Source organism: Streptomyces sp. NPDC043996 (assembly GCF_056435225.1).
Genome location: NZ_JBWKEY010000013.1, coordinates 37324 through 49394, shown reverse-complemented (window position 1 = coordinate 49394; position 12071 = coordinate 37324). Strand labels below are relative to the sequence as shown.

General features: G+C 73.7%; 7 protein-coding genes. 2 read left to right on the top strand and 5 right to left on the bottom strand.

Annotation, left to right across the window (positions count from 1 at the left end; genetic code table 11):
- Nucleotides 1-93: 93 nt before the first annotated feature.
- The gene (locus AC07A4_RS29930; protein WP_478604469.1) at nucleotides 94-1965 is read right to left on the bottom strand and encodes a hypothetical protein; all 1872 of its coding nucleotides are present in this window, start codon (nucleotides 1963-1965) and stop codon (nucleotides 94-96) included.
- 289 nt (nucleotides 1966-2254) lie between these two features.
- Nucleotides 2255-5383, bottom strand: a complete 3129-nt coding sequence (locus AC07A4_RS29925; RefSeq protein ID WP_478604467.1) for an alpha-N-acetylglucosaminidase — start codon at nucleotides 5381-5383, stop codon at nucleotides 2255-2257.
- Between the two features lie 112 nt (nucleotides 5384-5495).
- On the opposite strand from AC07A4_RS29925, the gene AC07A4_RS29920 reads away from it, so the two are divergent.
- Nucleotides 5496-5903, top strand: coding sequence for a hypothetical protein (locus AC07A4_RS29920; RefSeq protein ID WP_478604464.1), 408 nt, complete (start codon nucleotides 5496-5498; stop codon nucleotides 5901-5903).
- Between the two features lie 116 nt (nucleotides 5904-6019).
- Here the strand turns inward: AC07A4_RS29920 and AC07A4_RS29915 are convergent, their stop codons facing one another.
- From AC07A4_RS29915 to AC07A4_RS29905, 3 genes are all read right to left on the bottom strand, one after another.
- Nucleotides 6020-7540 (bottom strand): DUF1996 domain-containing protein, encoded by a 1521-nt coding sequence (locus AC07A4_RS29915; protein WP_478604462.1) that lies wholly within the window; start codon nucleotides 7538-7540, stop codon nucleotides 6020-6022.
- Between the two features lie 75 nt (nucleotides 7541-7615).
- Complete coding sequence (locus AC07A4_RS29910) at nucleotides 7616-8266, bottom strand: LuxR C-terminal-related transcriptional regulator (protein WP_478604459.1); 651 nt, start codon at nucleotides 8264-8266, stop codon at nucleotides 7616-7618.
- Nucleotides 8251-9522 (bottom strand): sensor histidine kinase, encoded by a 1272-nt coding sequence (locus AC07A4_RS29905; protein WP_478604456.1) that lies wholly within the window; start codon nucleotides 9520-9522, stop codon nucleotides 8251-8253. Before AC07A4_RS29905 ends, AC07A4_RS29910 begins: the two co-directional genes overlap by 16 nt.
- 272 nt (nucleotides 9523-9794) lie before the next feature.
- Here AC07A4_RS29905 and AC07A4_RS29900 point away from each other — a divergent pair, with 272 nt between their 5' ends.
- Nucleotides 9795-11993, top strand: coding sequence for an MMPL family transporter (locus AC07A4_RS29900; protein ID WP_478604453.1), 2199 nt, complete (start codon nucleotides 9795-9797; stop codon nucleotides 11991-11993).
- Nucleotides 11994-12071 lie beyond the last annotated feature (78 nt).

The following is a 12071-nucleotide window of genomic DNA, read 5'->3' as shown; positions in this document are numbered from 1 at the left end:
CAATGTACTTGCGGGTACGAGGCCCGTACACCCACCTGCACCGCCTTTTTCAGCTCCCTTCTCCCCACCCACCGGGCCCTGTTGGGGAGCGGGTCACTGGAGCGTGGAGAGGGTGGCGCCGTCCCTGAGGCGGGCCGTCAGCTGGAGGCGCTCGCCCTGCTTCGCGGGGAGTGCGACCGTGGCACCGGCCACCCGGTCCCGGCCCGACACCTTGACCGAGTTCACCCCGCCACCGCCCGCGGCGAGCACGTACCACTGCCCGGTGCGCGCCTTCCACAGCACGCCCGCGAGCACCCGCGGCTCCCGCACCCCGCACGCCGCGGAGCCCTCGGCCTTCGCGGCCACGGAGCCCGCGGCCGCGCCGGGCGTCAAGACCTGCGCGAGGACCCGCCCGCCGTCGCCGCGCCAGGTCTCGGCGCGGGTGCACACCCAGTGGGCGGCCCCGCTCGCGTCGGGCAGGTCCTGCCGGGCGTAGGACCACGCGTTGACGGTCCGCACCCCGTTCGAGCGCGCGGCCGCGAGGGAGCAGGCGGTCTTCGACCAGTCGGCGGCGACGGCCTCGCGGGGCGCGCCCGGCCGCCCCGCGGTGAGGTGCGCGGGGGTCAGCTCGCCCAGGTCGGTGCCGAGCCGCGTGGTGCCGTCCCGGTCGCGGAGCTGCAGGGCGTTCCAGGCGCGGCAGTCCGTGGCGAGGGCGGGGCTGGCGAAGGGGGCGGTGACCCCGTCGGCGGTGCGCCGAAGGCGGGTCGGTTCGGCCGCGGGCTTGAGCAGGTCGCGGACGGCGGCGTCCCGGACCCAGGGGGCCGTCAGATAGCGGACGTTGCCGTCGGAGCGGCCGAGCACCACGGCCCCGGCGTCGGCGGCGTCGGCACCGTCGACGCGGGCGAAGTCGAGCGCGGCGCCCTTGGTGCCGTCCCTCGGCTCGGCGTACCGCACGACGCGCAGGCCGTCGTAGAGCAGCACCACCCGCGCGGCGTCGACCTCGCCCGCGAACAGAAGCTGCGCGGGCCCGGGCGGCGCCCCCGCGGCCGTGCCCGGCGTCGCCGACACGCGCACCGACTCGCCGGGCCGCGCCCACACCGCGAGCGCGCGCCGCAACAGCGTCTTGTCACCGACGAGTTCGCCGCGCGCGGGCCAGGCCGTGAAGTCGGTGCGCGTGGACCGCTTCCAGGCGACGGCCGCGACCTTGGTGAGCTTCGCGGGGTCGAGGGCGGCCTCGGCCGCGGGGTTCTTCGCGTACGGGGGAGCGGCCGCGCCGTCCGGGCCCCAGCCGTCGCCGGGCATGCCGAGCAGCGCCCCGCACACCAGGGCGGCCGCGGCGGCCACCGCGGCGGCGCGCAGATGCTGCCTGCGCCGCATCAGGTCGGTGGGCCTGGCCTGGAGGGAGCAGGGGTCGAACTCGGGGGACTCCAGGAGCGCGTACAGCGCCTCGACGCCGTCGGCCTCGGCGAGCGCGGCGTCCGCGTCGTCGACCCCGGCGGCGCCGAGGACGCCGCGCGCCTCGTCGTCCGTGAGGCGTTCGAGGCCGCGCAGCACGTACGCGGCGCGCGCGGGCCCGGACAGGGCCGAAAGCCGCTGGTCCAGGGCGAGTTCATCGGCCCCGCCGGACCGCGGGAACAGCCGCAGGCCCCACACCTGGGGCAGCAGCGGCGGCAGTTGGGCCCGCTTGGGCCAGGCCCTGCGCCGCAGCGGAAGCCCGGCGTCGAGCGCGGCCCGCAGCACCTGGCAGCGCACGTAGGCGTAGCCGGGCGCGGCGGGCGGGGCGCCGGCCGCGCGCCGCTGCTCCGGCACCGTCGCGCGGCCGCGCGGCAGCGCGCGCTGGGCCAGCGCGTGGGCGGTCAGGACGCGGCGGCTGCGGGCGAGGCCCGGCGGCAGGACCAGGTAGGCCAGGCGGACCAGGCGGGGATAGTGCTCGACGACGGCGGCCTCGGCCTGCTCTACGTCGATGGTGGACTGCGATGACGACACGTTCAGCAGAACGAGCGAATGCCCTGGCGGTCACTTCACGCGGGGCGCCCCAGGCCCGCCCCTTCCCGATCCGGGTGCGGCTGCCCCCGTTCCCCCGCTCAAAGCAATCGGCCTTCGGCCTCGTCCTCAAACGCCGGACGGGCTGAAATCGTCTCAGCCACAGCCGGGGATCTTCAGCCCGTCCGGCGTTTGAGGACGAGGCGCGGAGCGCCAATGCTTTTCGGGGGTGCCAGGGGGCGGAGCCCCATGGTTTCGGGAAGGGGCGGGGTGGGGGAGGCCCCCGGCAGGGTCAGCCCACGTGCCAGTCGCTGAACTCCGCCGTGCCACGAGCCCCGCCCCCACCATGCGTGGCGGTCATGAAGAGGCCCACGTCCCGAACCGCCCCGCCCCCGGGCACCGGCACGGTGGCGACGGTCCGCCACGTCGTACCGTCGTCGAGCGACAGCGCCCCGGTGAAGGAGCCCCCGGCCCGGGACAGCCGCAGCAGCACCGGCGTCCGTACCCCGGTGATCCGCCGGTAGGTGTCCAGGGTGCCGTCGCCACTGGAGTCGTACGACAGCACGACCCCGTTCGCGGGGGTCACGGCGAGGTTCACGAAGCCGGGCGACAGGGGCGTGGACAGGGAGTCGCGGGTGATGATCCCGGCCCGCGCCCAGGGCCCGGTCGCCGCCTGGGAGTCGACGCGCACGGTCACGGAGCCGCCGTCCCGCAGGGCCCCCGGCCTAAAGAGCGCCCCGAACTCCGCCGTGCCGCGCCACAGGTCCGCGCCGCCGCCGTCGATGGCGTACCGCCCGTCCAGCTCGCCGAAGACGGCGGCGTTGCTGGTGTACGTCCGCCAGGCGGAGCCGAGGGGCCCGGCCTCGAAGAGGGTGCCCTCGTGGACGGACCGGACGCGCCGCTCGCCCTGGGGGCCGTAGTCCACGGTGAGCGTGTACGGCAGCGGCCGCAGGGGCCGGTCCAGGGGCGTGCCGGGCGCTTCGGCGCGCCAGGCGACCGTGCCGGAGCCGCCCGCGGGCACCCGGGGCAGCGAGGTGGGCCCTTCGGGCTTCGCGTCGATGCCGGTGAGGGCGAAGTCGACGCGGCCGGTGGCGCGCAGGCCGTTGACGTTGCGGAACCGGGCCCGCACGCGCGCGTGCCCGCCCGGCGGGAACGCGGGCGGCTCGGCGGTGACGTCGAGGGTGCCTTGGTAGGGGGCCTTCGCGAGGGCGTCCCGGACCAGCGCGGCCGTCCGGTAGGCGTCCGTGACGGGGCGCAGCGGGTAGTCGGCGCGGCGCCGCGTCCAGGGCTCCTCGACCTCGCCGAACCAGTCCACGGCGCGCGGCGCGCGCCCCGCCGCGAGCGCGTCGGCCAGCTCGTCGAGCCACAGCCGCCACCGGGGCGTGTAGAAGTCGCGCAGGAGCCCGTGCCACTCGCGGTTGCCGTACTCGTGCAGCTTGCCGCCCTCCGAGGTGGGGCGGTCGCCCCAGACCGTGATGAGGACCTTCGCGGTGCGCTCGAACTCGGCGCGCTCGGTGTCGTTCGTCGCGAGGTTCCGCGCGTCCGCCACCCACGGGCCGAGCAGGAACGCCTCGTGGGCGCCTGTGACGTCGTCGGCGAGCCGCATCAGGCGCAGCCACAGGGCGGACAGGGCGCGGAAGGCCGCCTGGTCCTCGCGCTCGTACGCCGACTTCAGCTGGGGCAGGAGCTGGCGGGAGCGGTGGGCGAGGGCCTGGCGGGCCACGTCCACCAGGTCGTACTTGTACGCGGCGCTGCGGCGCAGCGGGCCCGCGACGCCGAGGAGCCCGGCGAGCGCCGCGTCGAAGCGGGCCGGGTCGTAGGCGAGGGCGCGCGGCGCGTACTCGGCGGCGCGGTTCGCCGACAGGTCGGGGCGGGCGGCGAACAGCGAGTCGTGCGCGTCGCTGCGCTCCACGGCCGTGTGCCGGTACGCCGTGTCGTGCAGGGCGCGCCACGCGGCCCGCGCGGAGCGGTCGCGGCCGCCGTACCGGAAGTCGGCGTAGCCGGAGAACCAGGCGGCCCGGTCCACCTCCTCGTCCCGCCAGGCCAGTTCGGAGAACAGCTCGAAGGCCGCCGGGTCGCGGTCGGTGGCCTCCGGCAGGTACGCGGTCCCGGCAAGCGCGCTGCCGGGCTTGTCGCGCCAGGCGAAGAACTTCTCCTGCCAGACGTGGGCGCGGGCGCCGAGGGTGGTGCGCCCGCCGAAGTTGGGGATCGTGCCGAAGCAGTACGGCGTGCCGCCCCAGTCCTTCTCGCGGTCGGTGACGTTCGCGTAGCGGTCGGAGACGCCGTCCACGATCAGCATCTTCTTCTTGTCGATCGCGTCGAGCAGCTCCGGCAGCGGGTTCTCCTGCCAGCCGAGGATCACCCAGGTCGCCCCGGGCCGCGCCGTGCGCAGGGCCCGCTCCACGCCGCGCGCGGCGTCGGGGACGGGCACGTCGCCCGGGGTGCCGCCCTCGTGCAGCAGGTCCATCTTGAAGTGGTCCGCCGGGCCGAACACCTCGCGCTGGTGGCGGTAGAAGGCCGCGGCGACCCGGGCGAACGCGTCGGTGCGCGGGTCGAGCCAGTCGGGGCGCTTGAAGCCGTGCCAGGTGCCCTGCGGGACCACGCGCGCGTCGCCGCCGTTGCGCTCGACGAAGCCGTCGGGGACGTGGCCGTAGTAGCCGGGCAGGACCGGCGCCATGCCGAGCTCGCGCAGCCGGGCCACGATCCGCCGCCCGAGGGCCGCGCGGCGGGCGATGAGCTCGGGCGAGAGCGGGCCGCCGTACCCGGACAGGTTCTGCAGCAGCCACCACGGCTGGTGCGAGGGCGCGGGCAGCCAGGCGCGGGACTCGGCGTCGCTGTACCCGAAGTCCTTCAGGAGGCGGTGGTAGACGTCCTCCATGCCCGCGATGAGGAACACCTCGTTGCAGCCGTGCAGTGCCAGGATGTCGATCATCCGCTCCCAGTACGGCCAGTCGGCGTACGGGGCGGTGTAGCCGTCGTTGGTGTCGTTGAGCGCGAAGCGGTGGGGGAGCGCGGTCGACCGGGTGAGCGGGCGCGCGGGGGCGGGCAGGCGGCGCGGCAGGTCCAGCTGGGCGCCGTTCCAGGCGATGTGCGCGCCGCACACGTACTTCAGGTACCAGTGGACGCCCGTGAGCAGGACCGCGGGCGTGGTGCCCGCCACCTCGACGCGGCCCGTGGTCCCCGTCACCCGGAAGCGGTCCCCGCCCCCTGGTGCCGGGGTGAGTCTGAGGCGGAACTGGTCCGCGTGGTGCGGAAGCCGCCGATTGAGCACGGCGCGCGCCGCGTCCGTATCGAGGGCGGGGCCCCGCACGGGCCCGTCGGCCGCGTGGGCCGGGAGTGCCGTTCCCAGAGCGGCGCCCAGGCCGGTGAGGCCGAGGGCGCCCGCGGTGCCGAGTACCGAGCGTCGCGATGGTTCGTACATGCGTACCCCCTGCGTCGATGGCTGCGGCGCACGGTATCCGGGCGGCCACCGGGACGGAACGGAACGCACGGACAAGGCGCGTTCACATCACCTGATGAGACGGGAGCGGGACATGAGGAGCATGGTGTGGGCGGCCGGGGCCGTTTCGGCCACGGCGATCGGTCTGGTCATCGCGGCGGGCCTGGCGGCCGACGACGACGGCGGCTCCCGGGGCGGCGGGGCGCCGGTCACGGCCACGGGCTCCCTGGAGGAGCTGGCCGCGAAGGCCGAGTGCGCGCCCGCCCTCCAGACGGACGCGCAGGAGCTGCGGCAGGCCAACTGCCGCAACGAGGACGGCCGCTTCGTGCTCGCCACCTTCGCCACCGACCGCGGCGAGCGCGAGTGGCTCAACCAGGCGAAGGACTACGGCGGCACCTACCTCGTCGGCAGGAAGTGGGTGGCGGTCGGCGACCCCAAGGTGATCACCGCGCTGCGCGGCCACCTCGGCGGGACGGTGGAGCGGTCCTCACACCACGGGTGAGTGGCGTAGGGGGGAGAGGACCGCTCCGGTTCATGAGCGCGCCGAAGGGGCGCGGGGAACTGCGCGACCAGCCACAACGGACCCGCAGTTCCCAGCACTGCTGAGCCAGCACAGCGCTAAGCGCAACGCCGCCCCTCGTTGAGGCACGTGGCGACGGTCCGCATCAGCCGCTGATCGAAGACGTTGATGAAGTCCCCGTGGTCGGTGACCGGCTTGTGGAGCTGCTCGGGGAAGGAGTCGACGGCGAAGCCGGGCCCCGGCGGCACGTCGTACACGACGCGCTGCACCAGCTGCGGAATGGCGCGGAAGCCCCGCGGGCAGCGGCCGCTGCGCGGATCGGCGAAGGCGACGTGCGTGCGGTGGTTGGCGCTGTCGGTGTTCCGCCCGTCCCAGCAGCTCTGGAAGTTGAAGGTGCGGACCACGTCGCTGCCTTCGGGGCAGATCGGGTATTTGTCCTTCAGCTGCCGGTTCTCGAATCCGGTGCAGCTCCAGGAGGCGTTGGCATTCGCGTCGCCATTGGTGAAGGCTTTGGCGTCACCGGTGATGACGCGCAGGAAACGCGGCATCGCGGTGACCTTGCCGACGGGACTTCCGGCGAATTTCAACGTGACCTGGGCCGGGGTCTGGATCTCGCCGACGTTCTTGTCCCGGCCGCCGCCGTCCGCGTCGGAGTCGTTCTCGTCGTTTCCGTTCTGGAGCCGGAGCACCGGCCAGTAATAGGTCGACTTGTCGCCTTGATTGCGGCAGCTGGTGCGGCCGCGGGCGAGTTCCTGGTCGCTGGAGAACGCGTCGGTCTCCTGGTTTCCGACGTAGTCGTGCATGTGGTGGGCGCCGTTGCTCACGCCGGGCGCCACGATGACGTTGTCCGGGTTGAACTTGCCGTTCTTGTTCGTGCCGCAGCGCGTGGTGAAGGTGCCGCGGGATGCGCCGCGCTGCGGCCGTGGCTTTTGGACGTTGGGCCGGACGGTGGTGATGTCGACGAAGTCACCGGCCTCGGGACCGTTCCCGGCCTGGCCCTGACCTTGGTCTTGTCCCTGGTCCTGGCCTTGGCCGTCGTCACCTTGCCCCTGGTCCTGCCCCTGATCCTGCCCCGGGTTCTGCCCTTCGCCCTGCCCTTGGTCCTGGCCCTCGCCTCCTTGTGGCGGCTGGTCCCCCGGCTGCTGACCGCCGCCACCGTCGTCGTCGGCGCGCATGGTGCAGGCGGCCATGCTGTCGAGGTTCTCGGGCGCCTGGCCGCTGCGGTCGATCGCGGAGCGGATGTTCGCGAGGGCGGGCCGCCGCTGCTCCTCCAGCGGGCCGAGCACGGCGCCCTGGTCCGCGCGGTCGTCGGCCTCGGCGAACCGCGTGTACGCCTCGGTGATCTGGGTGTCCAGAGCGGCGAGTTCGCGGTCGACGTCGGCGCGCGCGTCCGCGGGCACCTCGGGCAGCTGGTTGCCCACGTCGGGGCAGCTGATCGTGGTGGCCCGCGGCGCGCCGCTCTCGGCCCGCGGCGGCGGCCCCGCGCTGTCCTCGGCGTTCGCGTAGACATTCAGCGCGACGAGGCCGCCGCCGCCCAGGATGAGCGCCGCCGACGCGGCGATCGCCCGGTGGGCGAGCTTCGATCGTTTTCGTGACGTGCGTCGTGTGGTGCGTCCCATGGGATGACGTACGCGCCCCGCGGCCGCGGCGTTCAACGGGGCGGGGAGGAATTCCGGGAAAGGACGGGCGCCGGTTCAGCGGCCCTGGTCGAGAAAGGCGAGAACGGCGAGGACACGGCGGTTGTCGTCGTCCGAGACCGGCAGACCGAGTTTCGCGAAGATGTTGGACGTGTGCTTGGCGATGGCCCGCTCGGTCACCACGAGCTGCCCGGCGATCGCGGCGTTGGAACGGCCCTGCGCCATCAGTTCCAGGACCTCGCGCTCGCGCGGGGTCAGCGCGCCAAGGGGTTCGTCCGCGGCCCGCCGGGACAGCAGCTGCTGGATGACCGTCGGGTCCATCGCGGTGCCGCCCGCCGCGACCCGGCGCACCGCGTCGATGAACTGCTCGGCGTCGAACACCCGGTCCTTGAGGAGATAGCCGACGCCGCCGTTGCCGTCGGCGAGCAGCTCGCGCGCGTACAGCTGCTCCACGTGCTGGGACAGCACGAGGACCGGCAGGCCAGGACGGGCGCGGCGCGCGGCGAGCGCGCACTGCAGGCCCTCGTCGGTGTGCGAGGGCGGAAGGCGGACGTCGACGACGGCGACGTCCGGCCGCAACTCGGCGAGGGCCTTGGTCAGTTCTGGTCCGGTCTCGACGGCGGCCGCGATCTCGAAGTCGAACGCCTCCAGCATCCGCACCAGACCGTCGCGCAGCAGGAAGAGATCTTCGGCTAGGACAACTCGCAAGGAATCTCCATGGTCACCATGGTCGGGCCGCCAACGGGACTGCTGACGGCGAGTATGCCGTCGAATGTACCGAGCCGCCGTTCGATCCCGCTCAGCCCCGATCCGGCGCCGACGCTCGCCCCGCCCCTGCCGTTGTCGGTGACCGCGATGCGGAGCATGCCGTCCGCGTGGTGGACGTCCACCCAGACGCGCTCCGCCTCCGCGTACTTGACCGCGTTGGTCAGGACCTCGCTCACCGCGAAGTACGCCGCCGACTCCACCGACGCGTCCGCGCGCCCCGGCAGCACCACGTCCACCTCCGTGGCCACCGGAAGGCGCAGCGCGAGCGCCCGCACCGCGTCGCCGAGGCCGCGCTCGGCGAGGACCGGCGGGTGGATGCCGCGCACCAGGTCGCGCAGTTCGGTCAGCGCCTCGCCGGAGTTCTGCCGGGCCCTGGCGATCATCTCCTTGGCCTTGGCGGGGTCCTTCTCCACGATCGCCTCGATGGTGCCGAGGTCCATGCCCATGGCGACGAGCCGGGCCTGGGCCCCGTCGTGCAGATCGCGCTCGATGCGGCGCAGCTCGGCGGCGGAGCTGTCCACCGCGTCGTGCCGGGTCTCCTCCAGGCGGTCGACCCGCAGGGCCAGCGCCCGCTCCCGCATGGCGGCGGTGGGGGCGAGGAGCGTGCGGGCGAGTAGGAAGTGGGCGCGCAGCAAGGGCTGGTTGACGTACACGCCGGTCACGAAGAACGCGGTGCCGAGGGCCGCGGCACCGAAGGCGGTGGCCTGCGAGGTGACGTGGATGAAGGCGAACCACTCGCCGCCGCCCGCCTCGTAGATCGGCTTCCACACGCCGCAGGCGAGCACCCAGCCGTACACCATGTACAGGACCAGGGCGGGCGGGATGATCACGAGCACGAAGCCGAACGTCATGCACACCAGGAGCCATTGGAGGTCCCGCCAGGTCGCCGGGTCCTTCAGGAGGTGCGAGCAGAGCTCCACCTGCCCGGACAGGCCCCGGCGCCGGGGCCGCTCGCCGTACGGGACCGGGATGCGCACGTCCGCCCACTCGCCCGCGTGCACCCGGGTCAGCGTCGTGAACTTCCGTACGGCCATCAGGACGGCGGGCGTCGTGAACAGGCCGATCCCGAGCAGGATGAACGCGATCGAGACCACGGCGAACACGAAGAGCGTGATCGACCCCGCCAGCGAGAAAACCGCCAGATACAGGCCGCGCGCCCCCGCGAGCAGGCTCTCGCGGACCCTCGACGTCTTCATGGTGAAACCTCTCCTCGCTGGCCGTGACCGACCGTCCCCCGACCGGGCCGTGGCGCGCCCGGTGAGCCGGGCACGAGGACAGTTTCCCTGGTGGGGGCGGCTTCGGTCATGCGGCCCCGCCACCGGAGTGGGGGTGTACCTGACGACACCCCCCGCACTCGCCCTGTGCTTCGCCGAGAGGGGGTCTCGGCGGCTGGGGCCCGGCGCCGCTGGTTTCTAGCGTGATCCACGTCCACCGGCTTACTTCACGTTTATCAATGGGGGCGAAGGTCATGAGCGCCAAGAGGCGGAACCTCGCGGCACGGCTCGGGGTGTGGAGCGCGCACCACCGCAAGAAGGCGATCCTCGGCTGGCTGCTGTTCGTCGTGCTCGCCACCGTCGTCGGCGGTGCCCTGGGCACCGTCACGGCCGATGACGAGGAGATGGGCACCGGGGATTCGGCCCGCGCCGCCACGATCCTCAAGGAGGCGGGCATCGACGAGCCCGCGAGCGAGCTCGTCCTGGTCGGCGCGCGGACGCCCGATGGCTGGCGGGACGCGGCCGCCGACCTTGCCGCGGCGATCGAGAAGACCGGCGAGACGAGGGACGTCAAGCCGCCGCTGCCGTCGAAGGACGGCAAGGAGGCGCTCCTGCGCTTCGAGGTGAAGGGCGAGTCCGACAAGGCCGCCGACCGCGTCCAGGCCGTCGTCGACGTGGTGGACGAGGCCAGGGAGGCGGGCGAGGCGCGCGGCGTCACCGTCCACCAGTTCGGCGACGCGAGCTCCGAGCGGTTCGTCAAGGACCTGCTCGCCGACGACCTGAAGAAGGCCGAGTTCATGGCGGTGCCGCTGGCGCTCGCCATCCTCCTGGTCGCCTTCGGCGCGATCGTCGCCGCGCTGCTGCCCGTCGGCCTCGCGCTGACCGCGTGCGTCGCCGCCTTCGGCCTGCTCGGCCTCGCCAGCCGCGCCGTGAACATGGCCGAGACGACGTACTCCGTGATGTTCCTGATGGGCCTCGCCGTCGGCGTCGACTACTGCCTGTTCTATCTGCGCCGCGAGCGCGACGAGCGGGCCGCGGGCCACGACGCCGACACCGCGCTGCGGATCGCCGCCGCCACCAGCGGGCGCGCCGTCCTCGTCTCCGGTCTGACGGTCATGGTGGCCATGGCGGGCATGTTCCTGTCGGGGCTGCTGCTTTTCAAGGGCTTCGCCGTCGCGACGATCCTGGTGGTGTGCGTGGCGATGCTCGGCTCCGTGACGGTGCTGCCCGCGCTGCTCGCCGGGCTCGGCGACCGCGTCGAGGCCGGGCGCCTGCCGTTCCTCGGCCGCCGCTCCAAGAAGGGCGCCCACGCCAGCGGCTCCTTCGCCGGGACGCTCCTGAAGCCGGTGCTCGCCCGGCCCACGTTCTTCGCCGTCGCCTCCGCGGGCCTGCTGCTCGCGCTCGCCGCGCCCGCCCTCGGCATGAAGACCGAACAGCTCGGCCTGGAGAAGCAGTTCGGCTCCGACGCGCGCCTCACCATCGCCTACGAGAAGATCACCGACGAGTTCCCGGGCGGCCCCGCGCCCGCCCGCGTGGTGGTCCGCGCCGACTCCGGCGACGGCATCACCGCCGCCCCGGTCCAGGGCGCGCTGCGCTCGCTCACCGCGAAGGCGGGCGCCGGCGCGGAGCTGACGGTGCACAAGGACAGCGATGTCGCCGAGATCGAGGTGCCGCTGCCGGGCACCGGGACCGACGCCGCCGCCAAGAAGGCCCTGAAGGAACTCAAGGCGGACGTACGGGACTTCCGCGACGGCGTACGCGGTGACGCCGACGTCGAGGCGTACGTCGGCGGGCAGCTGGCGGGCTCCGAGGACTTCACCGACCAGCTCGGCCGGGGCATCGTGCCGGTGTTCGGCTTCATCGCCGCCGTCACCTTCCTGCTGATGCTGGTCAGCTTCCGCTCCGTCGTCATCGCGGTGACGTCGATCGCCCTCAACCTGCTGTCCGTCGGCGCCGCGTACGGCGTGATGACCGCGGTGTTCCAGCACGGCTGGGGGGCCTCGCTGATCGGCTCCGAGAAGGTCGGCGCGATCGAGAACTGGATGCCGCTGTTCGTCCTCGTGGTCCTCTTCGGCCTGTCGATGGACTACCACGTGTTCGTGGTCTCCCGCATCCGCGAGGCCCGCGACCGGGGGCTCGACAACCGGTCCGCGATCCGCGAGGGCATCACGCGGACGGCGGGCGCGGTGACCGGGGCGGCCGTGATCATGGTGGCCGTGTTCGCGGTGTTCGGGATGCTGTCCATGCAGGACATGCAGCAGATGGGCGTCGGCCTCGGCGTCGCCGTCCTCCTCGACGCCACGGTGGTCCGCATGATCCTGCTGCCGTCCCTGATGAGCCTCCTGGGCGAGCGCAACTGGCACACCCCGCGGTGGCTGCGCCGCCTTCCCCAGGTGTCCCACGAGGAGCCCGCCGGGGCACCGGAGCCGGTACGGCCCGCCGTGCGCGTGTGACCGTCCGGGTGCGGGTGGGTGGTCGGTGCCCGCCGCTACCGCGGCGCGATGCCTCCCACCCGCCCACCCGTTAACTCC

Coding starts and splice junctions, on each gene's coding strand:
- AC07A4_RS29920 (WP_478604464.1), top strand. CDS start 5,496: ATGAGGAGCATGGTGTGGGCGGCCGGGGCCGTTTCGGCCACGGCGATC.
- AC07A4_RS29905 (WP_478604456.1), bottom strand. CDS start 9,522: ATGAAGACGTCGAGGGTCCGCGAGAGCCTGCTCGCGGGGGCGCGCGGC.
- AC07A4_RS29900 (WP_478604453.1), top strand. CDS start 9,795: ATGAGCGCCAAGAGGCGGAACCTCGCGGCACGGCTCGGGGTGTGGAGC.
- AC07A4_RS29915 (WP_478604462.1), bottom strand. CDS start 7,540: ATGGGACGCACCACACGACGCACGTCACGAAAACGATCGAAGCTCGCC.
- AC07A4_RS29925 (WP_478604467.1), bottom strand. CDS start 5,383: ATGTACGAACCATCGCGACGCTCGGTACTCGGCACCGCGGGCGCCCTC.